The organism is Pseudomonas sp. P106(2024), assembly GCF_057480815.1.
The window spans coordinates 577,154-597,595 of sequence record NZ_JBLIYU010000001.1; the positions used below are offsets into that span (position 1 = coordinate 577,154).

Here is a 20,442-nt window from a genome sequence, read left to right on the forward strand (position 1 = left end):
CGCCGCTGTCGCGGGACAAGCCCGCTCCCACGTTGCATCAAGCACCAAATATCGACAGATCCAACGGCCTGATCGCCCCCATCCAGATCGCATGATCGCGGTGATCCGCCAGCTCATCCCCGGTTTCCGGGTGCAGGAACACCACCAGCCCCTTGCGATACAGCGCCAGCCACGGCAACACCACACCCACCACCTCCGGCCCGAAGGCCAGCTGACAGCTCCAGTCAGGGTGCGGCCCGACCGGTTTCTGGTGCATGCGTCCCATGGTCACGGGAAACAGCCGCGTTGCTTCCTCGCATAGTTCACGGGCCTGCTCCATGGTCGATGCGTCGTAGTACACGTGGGCGTGATAGCCCTTGATCCTTTGCACGGTGGCTCCTGATTGCAGTAATGCGAACATCTTGAAGTCTACGCCATCTCATTACAGGCGCTCCTGCTCTAGCCAATCCACAAACCGCTCGATCAACGCCCCACGCCGCTTGCGTGGCGGCAGCACCACGTAATACCCCCGCTTCGAGCGCAAGCTGCCTTCCAGCGGCCGGCACAGCAGCCCCTGCCCGACCAGCCCGTCCACCAGATGCGCCCAGCCGATCGCCACGCCTTGGCCAGCAATCGCCGCCTGAATCAGCAGGGTGTAGTTGTCGAACCGCAGTTGACCGGACGGAGGAGGGCTGTCCACACCAAGACCACGGAAGACACCGGCCCAATCGAACCAGCGACTGGCCTGCTCGCCCTTCAGGTGCAACAACGGCAATCGTTGCAAAGCCTCGGCTGACAAGGGTTTGCCATGAGTCAGCCGTGAGCTGCAGACCGGGAAGACCTCCTCATCGAACAACCAGCGACTCTCGCCCTGATGGAAACGCCCATCACCAAACAGCACCGCCACATCGATGTCCGGGCGCAACATCCCCTGGCTGCGCTCGCCGGTCACCAGGCTCACGTCCACCTGTGGATAAGCGTCGTGGAAACGCTGCAAGCGCGGCATCAGCCAGAACGCCGCAAAGGCGAAGTCCGTAGCCACCTGCAGCACCTCGCGCTGGCCGCGCCCACTGGCTTGAGCGACGCCATCGTCCATCGCCTGCAAGCCCTGGTGCACCTGTTCGAACAATAGCAACCCCGCCTCGGTCAACTCGATGCCCCGGTAGATCCGGTCGAACAACCGCGTGCCCAACTGCGCCTCCAGGCGCTTCATCTGCTGGCTGACCGCCGGCTGGGTGGTGCCCAGCTCCACGGCCGCAGCCGTGAAGCTACGCAAGCGCGCGGCGGACTCGAACACGCGCAATGCGTCCAGAGACAGGTCGGCAAGGTGTTCAAACATAAGCATGGCTAATCCCAGTCATTGCCCGACGTGGGCTTTACCCACCTTATCCACAGCTCCATGCTGTATTGCAAGCGTTCACCATAACTCTCGACGATGGAAGGGCACCATGAAGCAACCCAATATCCTGTTCATCATGGCCGACCAGATGGCCGCGCCGCTGTTGCCGATCTACAGCCCGTCGCCGATCAAGATGCCCAACCTGGCGCGCCTCGCCGAGCAGGCCGTGGTGTTCGACTCCGCCTACTGCAACAGCCCGCTGTGCGCGCCCTCGCGCTTCACCCTGGTCAGCGGCCAGTTGCCCAGCCACATCGGCGCCTACGACAACGCCGCCGACTTTCCCGCCGACATTCCGACCTACGCCCACTACCTGCGCCGCATCGGCTACCGCACCGCGCTGTCGGGCAAGATGCATTTCTGCGGCCCGGACCAGTTGCACGGCTACGAAGAGCGCCTGACCAGCGACATCTACCCGGCCGACTATGGCTGGGCGGTGAACTGGGACGCGCCTGACGAGCGCCCGAGCTGGTACCACAACATGTCCTCGGTGCTTCAGGCCGGGCCGTGCGTGCGCACCAACCAGCTGGATTTCGACGAGGAGGTGGTGTTCAAGGCACGCCAGTACCTCTATGACCACGTGCGCGAAGACGATGGCCGGCCGTTCTGCCTGACCGTGTCGATGACCCACCCGCACGATCCGTACACCATCCCCAAACGCTACTGGGATCTCTACGAGGCTGTGGATATCCCGCTACCCCGCGACGTGATCGCCCAGAGCCAGCAAGACCCGCACTCGCAGCGCCTGCTCAAGGTCTATGACCTGTGGGACAAGCCGCTGCCCGTGGACAAGATCCGCGATGCCCGCCGCGCCTACTTCGGCGCCTGCAGCTATATCGACGACAATATCGGCCTGCTTCTGCAGACGCTGGAAGACTGCGGCCTGGCCGACGACACCCTGATCATCTTCTCCGGCGACCACGGCGACATGCTTGGCGAGCGGGGGCTTTGGTACAAGATGCACTGGTTCGAGATGTCGGCGCGGGTACCGCTGCTGATCCACGCGCCCAAGCACTTCAAACCTGCGCGCATCAGCGCCAGCGTTTCCACCTGCGACCTGCTGCCGACGTTGGTCGAGCTGGCTGGCGGTGCTGTGGATAAAGATCTGCACCTGGACGGCCGCTCGCTGCTCGGCCACCTGCAAGGGCAGGGCGGGCATGACGAGGTGATCGGCGAATACATGGCCGAAGGTACCGTCGGCCCGCTGATGATGATCCGCCGCGGCGCCTACAAGTTCGTGTACAGCGAGGACGACCCCTGTTTACTCTACGACCTGAGCCGCGACCCGCACGAGCGGGAGAACCTCACCGGCAGCCCCGACCACCAGGCGCTGCTGCAGGCATTTGTCGATGAAGCCAAGCTGCGCTGGGATATCCCCAGCCTGCGCCAGCAGGTGCTGGCCAGCCAACGCCGCCGCCGCCTGGTAGCCGAGGCGCTGGCCATCGGCACGCTGAAAAGCTGGGACCACCAACCGCTGGTCGACGCCAGCCAACAGTACATGCGCAACCACATCGATCTCGACGACCTCGAGCGCAAGGCACGTTATCCACAGCCCGCACCCCTGGATTGAGAAGAGAGGCCGCCATGCAGAAGTTCTCCACCGCCGTACTTGCCCTGGCCCTGAGCCTGGGCACGGCCCACGCCGCCGACGGCGACGCGCAATGCAGCACCGTGAAACTGGCCGACCCCGGCTGGAGCGATATCGCCAGCACCAACGCCGTCGCCCGCCTGCTCCTGGAAAGCCTGGGTTACCAGGTGAAGATCGACAGCCTGGCCGTGCCGATCATCTACGGCGGCCTGAAAGATGGCCGGGTGGATGCCTTCCTCGGCAACTGGATGCCGGCGCAGCAGGGTTTTCATGACAAGTTCATCGCCAATGGCGACGTGCAACAGCTGGCGCGCAACCTGGAGGGCACCGAATTTACCCTGGCGGTGCCCGATTATGTCTGGGAGGCCGGCGTTAAGGACTTCGCCGACCTGCACAAGTACGCCGACAGGTTCGACAAGAAGCTCTACGGCATCGGCTCCGGCGCACCGGCCAACCTGTCGCTGAAGGCGATCATCGACAAGAACGACTTCGCGCTTGGGCAGTGGAAGCTGGTCGAATCCAGCGAACAGGCGATGCTGGCCCAGGTGGATCGGGCGGTGAAGAAGCAGCAGTTCATCACCTTCCTCGGCTGGACACCGCATCCAATGAACGTGAAGTTGAAGATGCATTACCTCACGGGTGGCGAAAAATGGTTTGGGAGCAAAGGTGATGTGTACACGCTGACTCGCAAGGGATATCCACAGGCTTGCCCGAATGCGGCGAAGCTGTTGAGCAACCTGACGTTCACGCTGGGCATGGAGAACAGCATCATGGCCGAGGTTGTGGACAAGAAGGTGAGCTTTGATGAGGCGGCCAGGGCTTGGGTGAAGAAGCGCCCAGAGTTGCTGGATGGTTGGTTGGCTGGAGTGACTACCAAGGCTGGTGGGGACGCAGCAGAAGCGGTTAAAGCCAAACTCTGATTTTTGTCTGTTAGGCTGCCGGGGCCGCTTTGCGGCCCTTTCGCGACGCAAGGCCGCTCCCACAGGGATTCGCGCTCTTCTGTGGGGGCGGCCTTGTGTCGCGAAACGAGGGCAAGGCCCTCGCCAGCGATACTGAACAGGAATGACGCATGCCTCGTCTCCACCACCTGCTGCCCTTCCTCACCTGGCTCCCCCGTCAATCGGGCCGCAGCCTGCGCCAGGACCTGCTGGTAGGCCTAAGCGGCGCTATCCTTGCCCTGCCGCAATCGATCGCCTACGCCCTGATCGCCGGCCTGCCCGCCGAGTACGGCCTGTACGCCGCCATCGTGCCGGTGCTGGTGGCCTGCCTGTGGGGCTCGTCCTGGCACCTGATCTGCGGCCCCACCGCCGCCATCTCCATCGTCCTGTATGCCAGCATCAGCCCGCTGGCCGTGGCCGGCAGCGACGACTACGTGACCCTGGTGCTGCTGCTGACCTTCCTCGGCGGCGTCTTCCAGCTCATGCTGGGGCTGCTGCGCTTCGGCGCGCTGGTCAACTTCGTCTCCCATTCGGTGGTGCTGGGCTTCACCCTCGGTGCCGCCGTCGTCATCGCGCTGGGGCAACTGCCCAACCTGCTGGGCCTGGACCTGCCAAGCCAGGCCACGGCTCTGAAGACCGTGGAGGAACTGGCTGGTCATGTTGGCGAGGTGGACATGCCATCGCTGGTGCTGGGGCTGAGCACCCTGGCGATTGGCGTGCTGTTGAAACTGTGGCGGCCACGCTGGCCGAGCCTGTTGATAAGTCTGCTGCTGGTCAGCCTGACGGCCTGGCTGTTGCCCGGCGTGTTCGGCCATGTGCCGCGTGTGCCCGCCTTCGTCGGCCAGTTGCCACCGCTCAGCCCACTGCCGTTACTCGATGTGGAGCTGATCCTACGCCTGCTGCCCAGTGCCGTGGCTGTCGGCATGCTCGGGCTGGTCACCAGCCTGTCCATCGCCCGTTCCCTGTCCGCACGTTCCGAGCAACTGATCGACGCCAACCATGAGATTCGCGCCCAGGGCTTGTCGAACATCATCGGGGCATTGTTATCCGGCTACCTGTCCTCCGGCTCCTTTACCCGCTCCGGGCTCAGCTACGACGCAGGGGCCCGCTCGCCGTTGGCCGGGGTGTTCTCGGCACTGTGGGTGGCGCTGTTCGCGGTGGCGGGGGCCGGGCTGATCGCCCATCTGCCGATCCCGGCGATGGCGGGCAGCATCTTGCTGATTTGCTGGGGGCTGGTGGACCATCGCGGCATCCGCGCGCTGTTCCGGGTCAGCCGTTCGGAGTTCCTGGTCATGGCGCTGACCGCCGCCGCGACCCTGCTGCTCGAGCTGCAGACGGCGATCTACGCCGGGGTGCTGGCATCGCTGTTCTTCTACCTCAAGCGCACCTCGAGGCCGCGAGTGCAGCAGAGCCGGGAAGGGGAGGCGGACGTGTTGCGGGTGGGCGGGTCGATCTTCTTCGGCGCGGCGCATTACCTGCAGCTGCGCTTGCAGCGCTGCCAGGGGCCGCATGTGGTGATCGATGCGCGACAGGTGAACTTCATCGATTATTCGGGTGTGGATATGTTGCACCGCGAGGCGCGGCGGTTGATGCGTAATGGCGGAAGCCTGACGTTGCAGCGGGCAAGGCCGCAGGTGATCGAGGAACTGCAGAAGCTGGAAGGCATGGCGAGTTGCCCGATTCGCTTCGAGGGCTGATGGTCAACTGGCATTTCTGTCAGTTGCGAACAGCGTGCAGGCGATGAAAGAGTAAACAACGCTCATTCACTGCGGAGCACGCCATGAGTAGTTGCGTTCATCTCGCCCTGGCACTCGTGCCATTACTAGCTGCTCAAGGCAGCGGCGCTGTGGATAACTGCTGGAGCGTTGCCGATGCTCAAGTACGGATTGCCCGGCTGGAAAGCGACATGACCGCTCGCGATCCCTACACTGGCGAAACGCAATCCACAGCCAAACTCGCTCACTACCAGCAGCAAATCGACCTGGAACGCCAATTCATCCAACAGCGCCCCGAAGTCAACTGCGCGCCAGTTGCCGACGCAACTCATCCAGCACAGGCACCGTGTCAGGACGCACCCCCCGCCAGATAAAGAACGCCTCGGCCGCCTGCTCGGCCAGCATCCCCAGCCCATCCAGCACCTTGGCCGCACCCAGCTTGCTGGCCCACTGGCAGAAAGGTGTCGGCTCCTTGCCATACATCATGTCGTAGCAGACGGTGCGCCCCGCCTCGACCAGGCTGTCGGCAATCGGCGGCAGTTCGCCAGACAAGCTCGCAGAAGTAGCGTTGATGATCACGTCTACCGGCTCCTGCAACCAGCTGAAACCACTGGCCACCACCGGCCCCAGCTCATCGAACTCCCGCGCCAGCTGCTCGGCTTTCTCGACGGTACGGTTGGCGATCACCAGCGACTGTGGCTTGTGCGCCAGGATCGGCTCCAGCACACCCCGAACAGCACCGCCGGCGCCAAGGATAAGGATGCGCTTGCCAGCCAAGGTCACCCCGGCGTTCACCGTCAGGTCACGCACCAGCCCGGCGCCGTCGGTGTTGTCGCCTTGCAAGGTACCGTCGGCCAGCTTGGTCAGGGTGTTCACCGCGCCAGCACGTTGCGCACGCGGGGTGAGGCTGTCGCACAGGCGATAGGCCTCTTCCTTGAATGGCACGGTGACGTTGGCGCCGCTGCCTTGCTTGAAGAAGCCTGTGGCGCAGTCGCTGAACTCGTCCAACGGCGCCAGCAGGGTGGCGTACTCCAGGTCCTGGCCGGTCTGGTCAGCGAACAGGCGGTGGATCAGCGGCGACTTGCTATGGCCGATGGGGTTGCCGAATACGACGTACTGGTCCATGGGAGCTCCTCGGTTATCCACAGGCTTACTGGGCGAGCCAGTCGCGGTCCTGCAGGAAATAGTCGGTCAGGCGCGCTTCCTCGCTGCCAGGCTCCGCTTTCCAATCGTAACCCCAGCGCACCTGCGGCGGCAGCGACATCAGGATCGACTCGGTGCGACCGCCCGACTGCAAGCCGAACAGCGTGCCACGGTCGTAGACCAGGTTGAATTCGACGTAGCGGCCACGGCGGTATTCCTGGAATTCGCGCTGCTTGGCGGTGTACGGCGTGTCCTTGCGGCGCTGGATGATCGGCAGGTAGGCATCGACGTAGGCGTCGCCGATGGCGCGCATGAAGGCGAAGCAGGTGTCGAAGTCCCACTCGTTCAGATCGTCGAAGAACAGGCCGCCAATGCCGCGCGGCTCGCCGCGGTGCTTGAGGTGGAAGTAGCGGTCGCACCAGGCCTTGTAGCGCGGGTAGACGTCGGCGCCGAACGGCGCGCAGGCCTGCTCGGCGACGCGGTGCCAGTGCACGCAGTCTTCTTCGTTGCCGTAGTACGGGGTCAGGTCGAAGCCGCCACCGAACCACCATACCGCCTCTTCACCCTCTTTTTCGGCGATGAAGAAGCGCACATTGGCGTGGGAGGTCGGCACATGCGGGTTGTGCGGGTGGATCACCAGCGACACGCCCAGGGCCTCGAAGCCACGGCCCGCCAGCTCCGGGCGGTGGGCACTGGCCGACGGCGGCAGGCCGGCGCCGAACACGTGGGAGAAGTTCACCCCGCCTTTCTCGATCACCTTGCCCTCGCCGATCACCCGCGTGCGACCACCGCCGCCGGCATCGCGCACCCAGGCATCCTCGACGAAGCGGGCGCCGCCGTCTTCGGTTTCGAGGGCAGAGCAGATGCGGTCTTGCAGGTCGAGCAGGTAGGCTTTTACGGCCTCGGTGCGGCTGGTCATCGGGGTCACCTGGAAGGAGCGGGAAAATTCGCCGCGTAGCATACCACCGGCCAACGCCGCGTCGCAGTTGACGGCGGTCAAGCAAAGGCGTCCGATAGAAGGCCTTTGCGACCCTCGACGACAGGAGTATGTGATGGCCAAGCGTATCCAGTTCAGCCAGCATGGCGGCCCGGAAGTCCTGCAACTGGTGGAGTTCGACCCGACACCGCCCGGCCCGCAGCAGGTGCGGGTGCGTAACCATGCAATCGGCTTGAATTTCATCGACACCTATTTCCGTGGCGGGCTGATGCGCCGCCTGCGCTGCCTTCCGGGCTGGGCACCGAAGCGGCCGGCGTGGTCGAGGCGGTGGGCGAGGGTGTCAGCCGGATCAAGGTCGGCGACCGCGTGGCCTATGCCGGTGGGCCGCTTGGGGCCTACAGCGAGGTGCATACGCTGCCGGAGGCCAACCTGGTGAAGCTGCCGGAGGCGATCAGCTTCGAACAGGCGGCGGCGGTAATGCTCAAGGGGCTGACCACGCAGTATTTGCTCAAGCAGACCTATGCCGTGCAGCCGGGGGACTTCGTGCTGTTCCATGCCGCCGCCGGCGGTGTGGGGTCGCTGGCTTGCCAGTGGGCCAAGGCGCTGGGCGCGAAGCTGATCGGTACCGTCAGCTCTGCTGAGAAAGCCGAACGGGCCAAGGCCCTCGGCGCCTGGGCGACCATCGACTACAGCCATGAAGACGTGGCCAAGCGTGTGCTGGAGCTGACAGACGGTCAGAAGTGCGCGGTGGTGTATGACGGCGTGGGCGCCGATACCTGGCTGACTTCGCTGGATTGCCTGCGGCCGCGCGGTTTGATGGTCAGCTTTGGCAATGCCTCCGGCGCGGTAACCGGGGTCAACTTGGGGATCCTGTCGCAGAAGGGGTCGTTGTATGTCACCCGGCCGACGCTGGCGAGCTACGCCAACAATGCCGAGAACACCCAGGCCATGGCCGATGACCTGTTCGCGATGATCGCCAGCGGCAAGCTGGTTGTGGATATCCAGCAGCGGTATCCGTTGAGCGAGGCGGCCAAGGCGCAGGCGGAGTTGTCGGCGCGGCGGACCGTTGGCTCGACTGTGCTTCTGCCTTGAAGCCCCTATCGCGGGGCAAGTCGCAGCGGCCGAAGGGGTGGGTTGTGGTGTTAGGAAGTGGTGGATCGGGGACAATCTTCTTGTTCATGGCAACCTCTACCAGAGTAGGGCTGACACCTCGTCCGTTACCACACGAATGGGTGGCAGCTGTACACGGGGTGGTAAACCGGGGAGGTACCAGACCCGGCAGGCTCGAAAGCCTCCCGCGCACAGCCGCCATGGACGACTCTGATACCTTCCTGTTACCGGGTTACCACACCCGATCGCCAAGTTATTCGGCGACGGTTTGGAGCCTAAAGGCAGGCGTTCCCACTGAGAAGGTAATCGCAGTCGACAGACTGCGTAGGATATTTCTCTGAATTCAGAATGGGCAGCCATCTGGGTGCAAATCAGAAAAATCGGCGGGAATTCTGGGGCCGCTTTGCGGCCCTTTCGCGACACAAGGCCGCTCCCACAGGTTACAGCGCCAAGCCTGAGAGCTGCGCTGTACCTGTAAGAGGGGCCTTGTGCCGCGAAACGAGGGCGAAGCCCTCGCCAGCGGTATCAGCCCGGGCGCACAACCTCGCCGGTCGCCAGGTCGCGAATCAGGCTCGGGTTCTTCCGCCCACCCAACGCCCCACCCAGCACCATGTCCAGCTGCTTGTGGAAATACTGCTCCACTCGCAACCGGCTCTTGGCCGCCGGCCGCCCGGCCGGGTTGCACGAGGTGGAGATCAACGGCCCGACCAGCGCGCACAGCTCCCGCACCTGTGGGTGATCGCTGACCCGCAGCGCCACGGTGTCGTGCTGCCCGGTCACCCACTCGGGCAGCAGGCCCTGGTGCGGCACCAGCCAGGTGTTAGGCCCAGGCCAGGTGGCGCTCATGCGGTCGATCCAGTCCTGGGGGAAATCCTCGAACAGAAAGTCGAACTGGCGAATGTTGTCGGCGACCAGGATCAGCCCTTTATCCACAGGCCGCGACTTGAGCGCCAGCAGGCGATACACCGCGTCCTCGTTCCACGGGTCGCAGCCCAGGCCCCAGACCGCTTCCGTCGGATAGGCGATCACCGCACCCGCCTTCACCTCGCGCGCGGCTTGTTGCACACGCCAACTGCTCACCATTTTCCGTCTCTCCGCATTAACGCCGTGCGCGCAGTGTACTTAGCCCGCACGGGCAAACCAACGCCCGGCTTCATTGCTCACCCGGCCTTCGAGCTCCAGCTCGGTCAGGCTGGCCAGTACCTGGGCCAGTGGCAGGCCGCTGCTGCTGGCCAGGCCCTCGGTGGTCTGGGGTGCGGCGTGGAGCAGGGCGATCAATGGATGAGCGGGTTTATCCACAATCGCAGGCGGCAGGTTCTGCCACCCACGCAGGCTGTCGAGGATCTGCTCCACGCTTTCCACCAGCAGGGCACCGTCGCGGATCAACTGATGGCAGCCCTTGGCGCCGGGGTGATGAATGGACCCGGGAATCGCGTACACCTCCCGCCCCTGTTCGGCGGCAAGCCGTGCGGTGATCAACGAACCGCTGGCCAGGCTGGCCTCGACCACCAGCACACCCAGCGACAAGCCGCTGATGATCCGGTTGCGACGCGGGAAGTTGCCGGCCAGCGGGCCGGCATCCAGCGGGTACTCGGAAACCAGCGCGCTGCCACTGTCGAGCATTGCCCGTGCCAGGTCACGGTGGCGCTGTGGATAAAGTTTTTGCAACCCCGTGCCGAGCACCCCGATGGTCTGCCCGCCGGCCTTCAAAGCGGCCCGATGAGCGGCACCGTCGACGCCCAGCGCCAGCCCGCTGGTGATGGTGAAACCAGCCTGGGAAAGGCATCGGGAAAACGCGCCTGCGGTATCCAGCGCCGGGGGTGAAGCACGCCTGCTACCCACGATCGCCAGTTGCGGTTGTTCGAGTAAATCGGGGTCGCCCGCGACGAACAACAGCGGCGGCGGATCGTCTATCTCGGCCAGCAACGCCGGGTAGCCAGGCCCGTCCCACATCAGTAAATACTGGCCCGGACGCTCTAGCCAGCGCATTGCAGCCAATGCGCCATCGCGCACTTGCGGGCTGCGCCGGGCGTCTATACTGGCAACCTTCAGTCCCAACGCCTGCCAGGCACTGGCCGGCGCGCTGAGTGCCGACGAGGCACTGCCGAACGCTTCGATGAGGGTATGGAAACGACGCAAGCCAATCTCCGGAAGGCTATGAAGACGCAGCCGCGCCTCCAGTTCCGCAGGCGGACAAGGCGACGAACGGGATGGATTCATGGTGGATCATCCTTGATCGACAGGGGGCCAGATACGTGGCACAGCCTGTGGATAACTTTGTGAGTAACACTTTGAAAAGCTGTCCATGAAATGGCAGCTATCAAGCCCATAGAGACCCTAGCCAAGCTTCACAGGTGCCGAACGCCCCATTTCCCTTTATTATGTGTGCTCAGTTTTCAACCGACCGCACAGTGACTGCCTGACCGCCATGGCTATTTTGAACATTCTCGAATTTCCCGATCCGCGCCTGCGCACCATCGCCAAACCGGTGACGGAGTTCGACGACGCCTTGAGCCAGCTGATCGACGACATGTTCGAGACCATGTACGAGGCGCCCGGCATCGGCCTGGCCGCGACCCAGGTCAACGTGCACAAGCAGGTCGTGGTGATGGACCTGAGCGAAGACCGCAGCGAGCCGCGCGTCTTCATCAACCCCACGGTCGAGGAGCTGACCCACGACATGGGCCAGTACCAGGAAGGCTGCCTGTCGGTGCCCGGCTTCTACGAGAACGTCGATCGCCCGCTGCGCGTGCGGGTCAAGGCCCAGGACCGCGACGGCAAGCCCTACGAACTGGAATGCGAAGGCCTGCTGGCCGTGTGCGTGCAGCACGAGTTCGATCACCTCAACGGCAAGCTGTTCGTCGATTACCTGTCCCAGCTCAAACGCGATCGGATCAAGAAGAAGCTGGAAAAGCAGCACCGCCAGCAAGCCTGATCCCCACCTTCCAGAAGGCTTGCTCCGGCAAGCCTTTTTCTTTTTGAACAAGCGAGAACTCCATGCGCATCGTCTTCGCAGGCACTCCAGAGTTTGCCGCCGAACACCTCAAGGCCCTGCTCGACAGCCCGTACGAGATCGTGGCCGTCTACACCCAGCCCGACCGCCCGGCCGGCCGTGGCCAGAAGCTCATGCCGAGCGCAGTCAAGGCGCTGGCCGTGGCCCACGACATCCCGGTGTACCAGCCGCAGACCCTGCGCAACGCCGAGGCGCAAGCCGAGCTCGCCGCGCTCAAGCCGGACCTGATGGTGGTGGTCGCCTACGGCCTGATCCTGCCGCAAGTGGTGCTGGATATTCCGCGCCTGGGCTGCATCAACAGCCACGCATCGCTGCTGCCACGCTGGCGCGGGGCGGCGCCGATCCAGCGCGCCGTGGAAGCCGGCGACGCCGAGAGCGGTGTGACCGTGATGCGCATGGAAGCCGGCCTGGATACCGGCCCGATGCTGCTCAAGGTGGTCACCCCGATCAGCGCCGAGGACACCGGTGGCACCCTGCATGACCGCCTCGCCGAAATGGGCCCGCCTGCTGTAGTCCAGGCAATCGCCGGCTTGGCAGACGGTTCGCTGCAAGGTGAAGTGCAGGACGATGCCCTGGCCACTTATGCCCACAAGCTGAACAAGGACGAAGCCCGCATCGACTGGAGCCGCCCGGCCGTCGAGCTGGAGCGCCTCATCCGTGCCTTCAACCCCTGGCCGGTGTGCCACAGCACCCTCGACGGCGAAAGCGTGAAGGTGCTGGCCGCCAACTTGTCCACAGGCAAGGGCACCCCCGGCGAAATCCTCTCCGCCAGCAAGGACGGCCTGGTGGTCGCCTGCGGTGACGGCGCACTGAGCCTGACCCGCCTGCAACTGCCCGGCGGCAAGGCCCTGGCCTTCAGCGACCTGTTCAACAGCCGTCGCGAGAAATTCGCCGGTGGCAAGGTGCTCGGCCAATGAACCCACGCCTGGCCGCCGCCCGTGCCCTTGCCGCCGTGCTCAGCGGCAAGGCCTCGCTGAACAGCTCGCTGCCGGCGCAACTGGACAAGGTCGAGGAGCGCGACCGCGGCCTCACGCAAGACCTGGCCTTCGGCACCGCCCGCTGGCAGCCACGCCTGGACCTGCTAGCCGCACAACTTCTGCAGAAACCGTTCAAGGCCGCCGACGCCGATGTGCAGGCGCTGCTGCTGGTCGGCCTGTACCAGCTGTTCTACACGCGCATCCCGGCCCACGCCGCCATCGGCGAAACCGTGGGGTGCGCTGACAAGCTCAAGAAGCCGTGGGCCAAGGGGCTGCTCAACGCCGTTCTGCGCCGCGCCCAGCGTGAAGGCGAGGAACTGCTCGCCAGCATGGAACGCGACCCGGTGGTGCGTACCGCCCACCCGCGCTGGCTGCAGAAGTCGCTGAAAGCCTTCTGGCCGGAACAATGGGAAGCCATCTGCGCCGCCAACAACGCCCACCCGCCGATGATCCTGCGGATCAACCGCCGCCATCACAGCCGCGATGCCTACCTGGCGCTGTTGGCCGAGGCCGGCATCCAGGCCAGTGCCTGCCAGTACAGCCGTGACGGCATCGTCCTGGCCGAGGCCTGCGACGTGCGCGGCCTGCCGGGCTTCGCCGACGGCTGGGTGAGCGTGCAGGACGAAGCCGCGCAGCTGTCCGCCGACCTACTCGAACTGGCCCCCGGCCAGCGCGTGCTCGACGCCTGCTGCGCCCCGGGCGGCAAGACCTGCCACCTGCTGGAAGCCGAACCTGGCCTGGCCCACATGGTCGCCATCGACCTGGAAGCCAAGCGGCTGGCCCGCGTGCGCGAGAACCTCGACCGCCTCAAGCTCGACGCCGAGCTGATCGCCTGCGACGCCCGCGATACCGCCAGCTGGTGGGACGGCAAACCGTTCCAGCGCATCCTGCTCGATGCGCCCTGCTCGGCCACCGGCGTGATCCGCCGCCACCCCGACATCAAGCTGACCCGCCAGGCCGAGGACATCCCGGCCCTGGCCACGCTGCAAGGCGAGCTGCTCGACGCCCTGTGGCCGACCCTGGAAGTGGGCGGCATGCTGCTCTACGCCACCTGCTCGAGCCTGCCGACCGAGAACACCGAAGTGATCGACGCCTTCCTCGCCCGCACCCCCGGCGCCCGCGAACTGGACCTGGCCACCGAGGCCGGCCTGCGCCAGCCCCACGGCCGCCAGTTGCTGGCCCAGGAAGGCGGCCACGACGGTTTCTACTATGCCAAGCTGATCAAGATCGCCGCCTCGCGCGGGTAAGAACAAGAACCTAGGGAGTAGCGGATGAAGATCATCATCCTCGGCGCAGGACAGGTCGGCGGCACGCTGGCGGAGCATCTGGCCAGCGAAGCCAACGACATCACCGTGGTCGACACCGATGGCGACCGTCTGCGCGACCTGGGCGACCGCCTGGACATCCGCACCGTGCAGGGCCGCGGCTCGCTGCCGACGGTGCTGCGCCAGGCCGGCGCCGACGACGCCGACATGCTGGTGGCGGTGACCAACAGCGACGAGACCAACATGGTCGCCTGCCAGGTCGCCTATTCGCTGTTCCACACCCCGACCAAGATCGCCCGGGTGCGCGAGTCGGCCTACCTGACCCGCGAAGAGCTGTTCGACAACGACCATATCCCGGTGGACGTGCTGATCAGCCCTGAACAGGTGGTGACCAACTACATCAAGCGCCTGATCGAACACCCCGGCTCGCTGCAGGTGATCGACTTCGCCGAAGGCAAGGCCCAGCTGGTGGCGGTCAAGGCCTACTACGGCGGCCCGCTGGTGGGCCAGCAACTGCGCCAGATCCGTGCCCACATGCCCAACGTCGATACCCGCGTGGCGGCGATCTTCCGTCGCGACCGGCCGATCACGCCTCAGGGCGACACGGTGATCGAGGCCGACGACGAGGTGTTCTTCATTGCCGCAAAAAAGGATATCCGCGCAGTGATGGGCGAGCTGCGGCGCATCGACGAGACCAACAAGCGCGTGGTCATCGCCGGCGGCGGACAGATTGGCGAGCGTCTGGCCGAGGCCATCGAGAGCCGCTACCAGGTAAAGATCATCGAGATGAACCCGGCGCGCTGCCGCTACCTCTCCGATACCCTGGAGAGCACCGTGGTGCTGCAGGGCAGCGCTTCTGATCGCGACCTGATGCTCGAAGAGAACATCGCCGACGCCGACATCTTCCTGGCCCTGACCAACGACGACGAAGCCAACATCATGTCGTCGCTGCTGGCCAAGCGCCTGGGCTCGCGCAAGGTGATGACCATCATCAACAACCCGGCCTACGTCGACCTGGTGCAGGGCGGCGAGATCGACATCGCCATCAGCCCGCAGCTGGCCACCATCGGCACTTTGCTGGCCCACGTGCGCCGCGGCGATATCGTCAGCGTGCACTCGCTGCGCCGGGGCGCGGCCGAGGCCATCGAAGCGGTGGCCCATGGCGATTCGAAATCGAGCAAGGTGGTGGGCAAGGCCATCGAGGACATCTCGTTGCCACCGGGCACCACCATCGGCGCGATCATCCGCGACGAGGAAGTGCTGATCGCCCACGACGACACGGTGATCGAGTCGGGCGACCATGTGATCCTGTTCGTTGTGGATAAAAAGCATATTCGGGACGTGGAGAAGCTGTTCCACGTGGGCCTGAGTTTCTTCTAGGAGGGAAGGACATGCGCGAATCGCTGGAGAAGATGCTGGCCAAGGGTGTGGATAACCCGCTGCTGAGATTCGGGCTGGGCAAGGCCTGGCTGGACGAGGGCAATGGCGCGCAAGCGGCGGTGCACCTGTCGGCTTGTGTGAAGCAGGATCCGAAGTACTCGGCTGCGTGGAAGCTGCTGGGGAAGGCGTATCAGTTGAGCGGGGATCTGGACGGCGCGCGCAAGGCCTGGGAAGAGGGGATCGTCGCGGCGCAGGCCCATGGCGACAAGCAGGCCGAGAAAGAAATGACCGTTTTTCTCAAGAAGCTAAACAAGGCTTGAGATCGCCGGGGCTGCTTTGCAGCCCATCGCGACACAAGGCCGCTCCTACAGAGGATTGCGGTCGCCTGTAGGAGCGGCCTTGTGTCGCGAAAGGGGCGCAAAGCGCCCCCAACAATCTCAATACCAGCGCGCCTCACCCGCCGGACGCTTCTTGAAGCGCTTCATGCTCCACATGTACTGGCTCGGATACTCGCGCACATAACGCTCGACCACCTTGCTCATGGCCGCCGCCGATTCAGTCACATCGGTGCTGTACATCGCTTCCGGCGCCGCTTCCAGGAACACCTTGAAACCCGAGCCATCCGGCAACCGCAGGGCATGCAGGAAAACCCCCACCGCCTTGCCGCCAGCCAGCATGTTCGGCACGAACTTGCTGGTCAGCGCCTGGGTGCCGAGGAACGGCACGAACACACCCGCGGACTCGGCCGGCTCCGGGTCGGCCGGAATCCCCACCTGGCCACCCCGGCGCACTTCCTTGATCACGCTGAGGATGCCTTCCTTGGTCGAAGGCGCCACGCGGTTGCCCATCTGCACCCGCTGTTCACGCAGCAGGTCATCCACCGCCTTCAGCTTGGGCGGGCGGTAGAAGATGATCGGTTTGCACTGGTTGCAATAGAAGTGGTTGAGCACTTCCCAGTTGCCCAGGTGGCTGGTGATGCCCACCACGCCCTTGCCCGAGGCCAGGGCCTGCTCCAGCACTTCAAGGCCGTGCACTTCCTTGACCAGCTCCAGCGAGCGCTGCGGCGGCCAGATCCAGGCACAGGCGCTCTCGACAAACGACTTGCCGATGTCCTTCAACGCACGGCCAACCAGCTGCTCGCGTTCGACCGGGTCCATCTCCGGGAAACACTTGGCCAGGTTGATGCGCACGACATTGCGCGAGCCATTGGGGATTTTCCACATCAGCCAGCCGATACCAGCGCCGACGCGCTGCACAGCGCCCCAGGGCAGCTTGGCAAACAGGCGCAGCACCCCGACCATCAGGGCGCCCTTGAACTTTTCCACAGGCGAATTCCTTATTTCAGCAAGGCGCGCATTGTACCCCGTCAGCGCACCAGCGCGGCGTAGCGATCGCAGTCGGTGGTGTGGTCCATGACCATGCCGGTGGCCTGCATGAAGGCGTAGCAGATGGTCGGCCCGACAAAGGTGAAACCGGCCTTTTGCAGGGCCTTGCTCATGGCCTTGGCCTCGTCGGTGACCGCCGGCACGTCGCCGCGGCCCTGGAAATGATTGATCTTCGGCGCGCCTCCGACGAACGACCACAGCCACTGCGCCGGGTTATCCACAGCCAGCCAGGCGAGGGCGTTGCGGCGCACGGCCTTGAGCTTGAGACGATTGCGGATGATGCCGGGGTCCAGCATCAGTTCCTCGATGCGCTCATCGCTCAGGCGCGCCAGCTTCACCGGATCGAAGCCATCCAGCACCTGGCGATAGCGTTCGCGTTTCTTCAATACCGTGATCCACGACAACCCCGCCTGGAACCCTTCGAGCAAAAGCATCTCGAAGAGCAACGCCGGGTCGTGCTGCGGCGTTCCCCACTCGTGGTCGTGATAGGCCTGGTACAACGGATCGTCGGAACACCAAAAGCAGCGTGGCATAAGGCTCCAATAACGTAGAGGGCGAGGCGAATCGGGTATACTCCCGCTCTTTACATCCGCATCCCCAGATACAGGTGAATTTCGTGAGCCAGCCTACGCCAGCCGTGCGTACCTTCCAAGACCTGATCCTCGCCCTGCAGAACTACTGGGCCGAGCAAGGTTGTGTGGTGCTTCAGCCCTACGATATGGAAGTAGGCGCCGGCACTTTCCACACCGCTACCTTCCTGCGCGCCGTCGGCCCGGAGACCTGGAACGCCGCCTACGTGCAGCCCAGCCGTCGCCCTGCCGACGGGCGGTATGGCGAAAACCCCAACCGCCTGCAGCACTACTACCAGTTCCAGGTGGTGCTCAAGCCGAACCCGGCCAACTTCCAGGAGCTGTACCTCGGCTCGCTGAAAGCCATCGGCCTGGATCCGCTGGTTCACGACATCCGCTTCGTCGAAGACAACTGGGAATCGCCGACCCTCGGCGCCTGGGGCCTGGGTTGGGAAATCTGGCTGAACGGCATGGAAGTGACCCAGTTCACCTACTTCCAGCAGGTCGGTGGCATCGAGTGCTACCCGGTCACCGGTGAGATCACCTACGGCCTGGAGCGCCTGGCCATGTACCTGCAGGGCGTGGACTCGGTCTACGACCTGGTATGGGCCGACGGCCCGTTCGGCAAGGTCACCTACGGCGACGTGTTCCACCAGAACGAAGTGGAGCAGTCGACCTACAACTTCGAGCACGCCAACGTCGAGAAGCTGTTCGAACTGTTCGACTTCTACGAAAGCGAAGCGAACCGCCTGATCAAGCTGGACCTGCCGCTGCCGACCTACGAAATGGTCCTGAAGGCCTCGCACACCTTCAACCTGCTGGACGCCCGCCGCGCCATCTCGGTGACCGAGCGCCAGCGCTACATCCTGCGCGTGCGTACCCTGGCCCGGGACGTGGCGCAAAGCTATCTGCAAGCCCGCGCACGCCTGGGCTTCCCGATGGCCTCTCCCGAACTGCGTGACGAAGTGTTGGCTAAGCTGGAGGCTGCACAATGAGTGCTCAAGATTTCCTGGTTGAACTGGGCACCGAAGAGCTGCCACCGAAGGCCCTCGCCACCCTGGGCGACGCCTTCCTCGCCGGCATCGAGAAAGGCCTGCAGGCCGCCGGCCTGAACTACACCGGCAAGCAGGTCTACGCCGCGCCGCGCCGCCTGGCCGTGTTGATCCGCCAGCTGGACGTGCAGCAGCCGGACCGCAGCATCAACATCGACGGCCCGCCCGTGCAGGCCGCGTTCAACGCCGAAGGCCAGCCGACCCAGGCCGCCCTGGGCTTTGCCAAGAAGTGCGGCGTGGAGCTGTCGGACATCGACCAGAGCGGCCCCAAGCTGCGCTTCTCCCAGCACATTCCGGGCAAGGCCACCGCCAGCCTGCTGCCGACCATCGTCGAGGATTCGCTCAACGACCTGCCAATCCCCAAGCGCATGCACTGGGGCGCCAGCCGTGAAGAGTTCGTGCGCCCAACCCAGTGGCTGGTGATGCTGCTGGGCGATCAGGTGGTCGACTGCACCCTCCTGGCCCAGAAGGCCGGCCGTGAATCGCGTGGCCACCGCTTCCACCACCCGGAAAACGTACTCATCACCACCCCTGCCAACTACGTCGAGGACCTGCGCAAGGCCCACGTGCTGGCCGACTTCGCCGAGCGTCGCGAGCTGATCAGCAAGCGCACCGCCGAGCTTGCCATGCAGCAGGAAGGCACGGCCATCGTGCCGCCGGCGCTGCTGGACGAAGTGACCGCCCTGGTCGAGTGGCCGGTGCCGCTGGTGTGCTCGTTCGAGGAGCGTTTCCTCGAGGTGCCGCAGGAAGCCCTGATCACCACCATGCAGGACAACCAGAAATACTTCTGCCTGCTGGACAGCGAAGGCAAGCTGCTGCCGCGCTTCATCACCGTGGCCAACGTCGAGAGCCGCGATCCGAAGCAGATCGTGCAGGGTAACGAGAAGGTCGTGCGCCCACGACTGACCGACGCCGAGTTCTTCTTCAAGCAGGACAAGAAGCAGCCGCTGGAAAGCTTCAACGAGCGCCTGAAGAACGTGGTGTTCCAGGCTCAGCTGGGCACCGTGTTCGACAAGGCCGAGCGCGTTTCCAAGCTGGCCGCCTTCATTGCCCCGTACATCGGTGGCAGCGCCGCCAACGCCGGCCGTGCCGGCCTGCTGTCCAAGTGCGACCTGGCCTCGGAAATGGTCGGCGAATTCCCTGAAATGCAGGGCATCGCCGGCTACTACTACGCCCTCAACGACGGCGAGCCGCAAGACGTCGCCCTGGCGCTGAACGAGCAGTACATGCCGCGCGGCGCCGGCGCCGAGTTGCCGCAGACCCTCACCGGTGCCGCCGTGGCCATCGCCGACAAGCTCGACACCCTGGTCGGGATCTTCGGCATCGGCATGCTGCCCACCGGCAGCAAGGACCCGTACGCCCTGCGTCGTGCTGCCCTGGGCGTGCTGCGTATCCTGATCGAGAAGCAGCTGGACCTGGACCTGGCCGTCGCGGTCGAGTTCGCGGTCAAGCAGTTCGGTGCCAAGGTCAAGGCCGCCGGCCTGTCCGAGCAGGTGCTGGAGTTCGTCTTCGACCGCCTGCGCGCGCGCTACGAGGACGAAGGCATCGACGTCTCCACCTACCTGTCGGTGCGTGCCCTGAAGCCGGGCTCGGCGCTGGACTTCGACCAACGCGTGCAGGCCGTGCAGGCCTTCCGCAAGCTGCCGGAAGCCGAAGCCCTGGCCGCGGCGAACAAACGCGTATCGAACCTGCTGGGCAAGGCCGAAGGCGCCATCGCCGACCAGGTCGAGCCGAAGTACTTCGACAACGCCAATGAGTTCTCCCTGTACTCGGCCATCCAGCAGGCCGACCAGGCCGTGCAACCGATGGCGGCCGCGCGTCAGTACAGCGAGGCCCTGGCCCGCCTGGCCGCCCTGCGTGACCCGGTCGACGCCTTCTTCGAGGCGGTGATGGTCAACGCCGAGGATGCCAAGGTGCGCGCCAACCGTTATGCCCTGCTCAGCCGCCTGCGCGGTCTGTTCCTGGGCGTGGCCGATATCTCGCTGCTGGGGTGAG

General features: G+C 64.7%; 19 protein-coding genes and 1 pseudogene. 11 read left to right on the forward strand and 9 right to left on the reverse strand.

The features are described 5' to 3' along the window. Positions 1–37: 37 nt before the first annotated feature. A complete protein-coding gene (locus AC25M7_RS02645) occupies positions 38–370 on the reverse strand; it encodes a DOPA 4,5-dioxygenase family protein (protein WP_028688720.1) in 333 nt (110 codons plus the stop codon). A 51-nt stretch (positions 371–421) separates the two neighbouring features. After that, complete coding sequence (locus AC25M7_RS02650) at positions 422–1,318, reverse strand: choline sulfate utilization transcriptional regulator (RefSeq protein ID WP_486970730.1); 897 nt, start codon at positions 1,316–1,318, stop codon at positions 422–424. Positions 1,319–1,427: 109 nt separating this feature from the next. Here AC25M7_RS02650 and betC point away from each other — a divergent pair, with 109 nt between their 5' ends. The 3 genes from betC to AC25M7_RS02665 all read left to right on the forward strand — a co-directional run bounded on the left by betC (position 1,428) and on the right by AC25M7_RS02665 (position 5,598). Next, entirely contained in the window at positions 1,428–2,945 is a 1,518-nt protein-coding gene (gene betC / locus AC25M7_RS02655; RefSeq protein WP_069015951.1) for a choline-sulfatase, read from the forward strand. Between the two features lie 14 nt (positions 2,946–2,959). After that, the gene (gene choX / locus AC25M7_RS02660; protein ID WP_028688723.1) at positions 2,960–3,883 is read left to right on the forward strand and encodes a choline ABC transporter substrate-binding protein; all 924 of its coding nucleotides are present in this window, start codon (positions 2,960–2,962) and stop codon (positions 3,881–3,883) included. A 149-nt stretch (positions 3,884–4,032) separates the two neighbouring features. Continuing rightward, complete coding sequence (locus AC25M7_RS02665) at positions 4,033–5,598, forward strand: SulP family inorganic anion transporter (RefSeq protein ID WP_486970713.1); 1,566 nt, start codon at positions 4,033–4,035, stop codon at positions 5,596–5,598. Between the two features lie 125 nt (positions 5,599–5,723). On the opposite strand, the gene AC25M7_RS02670 is transcribed toward AC25M7_RS02665, so the two are convergent. Genes AC25M7_RS02670 through hemF form a run of 3 tightly spaced genes read right to left on the reverse strand, consistent with a single transcriptional unit; the run spans position 5,724 to position 7,678 of the window. Next, complete coding sequence (locus tag AC25M7_RS02670; protein ID WP_139121014.1) at positions 5,724–5,948, reverse strand: hypothetical protein; 225 nt, start codon at positions 5,946–5,948, stop codon at positions 5,724–5,726. Beyond that, positions 5,917–6,741, reverse strand: a complete 825-nt coding sequence (gene aroE / locus AC25M7_RS02675; RefSeq protein ID WP_062360019.1) for a shikimate dehydrogenase — start codon at positions 6,739–6,741, stop codon at positions 5,917–5,919. The genes AC25M7_RS02670 and aroE overlap by 32 nt, the downstream gene beginning before the upstream one ends. 25 nt (positions 6,742–6,766) lie before the next feature. Then, complete coding sequence (gene hemF, locus AC25M7_RS02680; RefSeq protein WP_011531485.1) at positions 6,767–7,678, reverse strand: oxygen-dependent coproporphyrinogen oxidase; 912 nt, start codon at positions 7,676–7,678, stop codon at positions 6,767–6,769. Positions 7,679–7,811: 133 nt separating this feature from the next. On the opposite strand from hemF, the pseudogene AC25M7_RS02685 reads away from it, so the two are divergent. Then, positions 7,812–8,788, forward strand: a pseudogene (locus tag AC25M7_RS02685) (NADPH:quinone reductase). Positions 8,789–9,331: 543 nt separating this feature from the next. On the opposite strand, the gene tsaC reads toward AC25M7_RS02685, so the two are convergent. Beyond that, positions 9,332–9,889 (reverse strand): L-threonylcarbamoyladenylate synthase type 1 TsaC, encoded by a 558-nt coding sequence (gene tsaC, locus AC25M7_RS02690; RefSeq protein ID WP_069015955.1) that lies wholly within the window; start codon positions 9,887–9,889, stop codon positions 9,332–9,334. 39 nt (positions 9,890–9,928) lie between these two features. Next, the gene (dprA, locus tag AC25M7_RS02695; protein ID WP_186595184.1) at positions 9,929–11,026 is read right to left on the reverse strand and encodes a DNA-processing protein DprA; all 1,098 of its coding nucleotides are present in this window, start codon (positions 11,024–11,026) and stop codon (positions 9,929–9,931) included. Between the two features lie 208 nt (positions 11,027–11,234). Here dprA and def point away from each other — a divergent pair, with 208 nt between their 5' ends. From def to AC25M7_RS02720, 5 genes are all read left to right on the forward strand, one after another. After that, on the forward strand, positions 11,235–11,741 hold the full coding sequence (def, locus tag AC25M7_RS02700) for a peptide deformylase (RefSeq protein ID WP_028690050.1): 507 nt from the start codon (positions 11,235–11,237) through the stop codon (positions 11,739–11,741). A gap of 62 nt (positions 11,742–11,803) precedes the next feature. Then, on the forward strand, positions 11,804–12,736 hold the full coding sequence (gene fmt / locus AC25M7_RS02705; RefSeq protein WP_062360027.1) for a methionyl-tRNA formyltransferase: 933 nt from the start codon (positions 11,804–11,806) through the stop codon (positions 12,734–12,736). After that, on the forward strand, positions 12,733–14,043 hold the full coding sequence (rsmB, locus tag AC25M7_RS02710; protein ID WP_069015957.1) for a 16S rRNA (cytosine(967)-C(5))-methyltransferase RsmB: 1,311 nt from the start codon (positions 12,733–12,735) through the stop codon (positions 14,041–14,043). Before fmt ends, rsmB begins: the two co-directional genes overlap by 4 nt. A 24-nt stretch (positions 14,044–14,067) precedes the next feature. Next, entirely contained in the window at positions 14,068–15,441 is a 1,374-nt protein-coding gene (trkA, locus tag AC25M7_RS02715) for a Trk system potassium transporter TrkA (protein ID WP_028690047.1), read from the forward strand. An 11-nt stretch (positions 15,442–15,452) separates the two neighbouring features. Next, complete coding sequence (locus AC25M7_RS02720) at positions 15,453–15,761, forward strand: tetratricopeptide repeat protein (protein ID WP_028690046.1); 309 nt, start codon at positions 15,453–15,455, stop codon at positions 15,759–15,761. Between the two features lie 117 nt (positions 15,762–15,878). Here the strand turns inward: AC25M7_RS02720 and AC25M7_RS02725 are convergent, their stop codons facing one another. After that, on the reverse strand, positions 15,879–16,766 hold the full coding sequence (locus tag AC25M7_RS02725) for a lysophospholipid acyltransferase (RefSeq protein ID WP_028690045.1): 888 nt from the start codon (positions 16,764–16,766) through the stop codon (positions 15,879–15,881). A gap of 41 nt (positions 16,767–16,807) precedes the next feature. Next, entirely contained in the window at positions 16,808–17,359 is a 552-nt protein-coding gene (locus tag AC25M7_RS02730) for a DNA-3-methyladenine glycosylase I (RefSeq protein ID WP_028690044.1), read from the reverse strand. Between the two features lie 83 nt (positions 17,360–17,442). On the opposite strand from AC25M7_RS02730, the gene glyQ reads away from it, so the two are divergent. After that, positions 17,443–18,390 carry a glycine--tRNA ligase subunit alpha gene (gene glyQ, locus AC25M7_RS02735; protein ID WP_011531473.1) on the forward strand — a complete coding sequence of 316 codons (948 nt, stop codon included), beginning with the start codon at positions 17,443–17,445 and terminating at the stop codon, positions 18,388–18,390. Further along, positions 18,387–20,441, forward strand: coding sequence for a glycine--tRNA ligase subunit beta (glyS, locus tag AC25M7_RS02740; RefSeq protein WP_062360031.1), 2,055 nt, complete (start codon positions 18,387–18,389; stop codon positions 20,439–20,441). Before glyQ ends, glyS begins: the two co-directional genes overlap by 4 nt. Position 20,442 lies beyond the last annotated feature (1 nt).

Excerpts from the sequence above, each read along its gene's own strand:
- rsmB (WP_069015957.1), top strand. The coding sequence starts at position 12,733 with ATGAACCCACGCCTGGCCGCCGCCCGTGCCCTTGCCGCCGTGCTCAGC.
- aroE (WP_062360019.1), bottom strand. The coding sequence starts at position 6,741 with ATGGACCAGTACGTCGTATTCGGCAACCCCATCGGCCATAGCAAGTCG.
- betC (WP_069015951.1), top strand. The coding sequence starts at position 1,428 with ATGAAGCAACCCAATATCCTGTTCATCATGGCCGACCAGATGGCCGCG.
- fmt (WP_062360027.1), top strand. The coding sequence starts at position 11,804 with ATGCGCATCGTCTTCGCAGGCACTCCAGAGTTTGCCGCCGAACACCTC.
- choX (WP_028688723.1), top strand. The coding sequence starts at position 2,960 with ATGCAGAAGTTCTCCACCGCCGTACTTGCCCTGGCCCTGAGCCTGGGC.
- glyS (WP_062360031.1), top strand. The coding sequence starts at position 18,387 with ATGAGTGCTCAAGATTTCCTGGTTGAACTGGGCACCGAAGAGCTGCCA.
- trkA (WP_028690047.1), top strand. The coding sequence starts at position 14,068 with ATGAAGATCATCATCCTCGGCGCAGGACAGGTCGGCGGCACGCTGGCG.
- AC25M7_RS02650 (WP_486970730.1), bottom strand. The coding sequence starts at position 1,318 with ATGTTTGAACACCTTGCCGACCTGTCTCTGGACGCATTGCGCGTGTTC.
- AC25M7_RS02720 (WP_028690046.1), top strand. The coding sequence starts at position 15,453 with ATGCGCGAATCGCTGGAGAAGATGCTGGCCAAGGGTGTGGATAACCCG.
- def (WP_028690050.1), top strand. The coding sequence starts at position 11,235 with ATGGCTATTTTGAACATTCTCGAATTTCCCGATCCGCGCCTGCGCACC.
- AC25M7_RS02670 (WP_139121014.1), bottom strand. The coding sequence starts at position 5,948 with ATGAGTTGCGTCGGCAACTGGCGCGCAGTTGACTTCGGGGCGCTGTTG.
- tsaC (WP_069015955.1), bottom strand. The coding sequence starts at position 9,889 with ATGGTGAGCAGTTGGCGTGTGCAACAAGCCGCGCGCGAGGTGAAGGCG.
- AC25M7_RS02665 (WP_486970713.1), top strand. The coding sequence starts at position 4,033 with ATGCCTCGTCTCCACCACCTGCTGCCCTTCCTCACCTGGCTCCCCCGT.
- dprA (WP_186595184.1), bottom strand. The coding sequence starts at position 11,026 with ATGAATCCATCCCGTTCGTCGCCTTGTCCGCCTGCGGAACTGGAGGCG.
- AC25M7_RS02730 (WP_028690044.1), bottom strand. The coding sequence starts at position 17,359 with ATGCCACGCTGCTTTTGGTGTTCCGACGATCCGTTGTACCAGGCCTAT.
- hemF (WP_011531485.1), bottom strand. The coding sequence starts at position 7,678 with ATGACCAGCCGCACCGAGGCCGTAAAAGCCTACCTGCTCGACCTGCAA.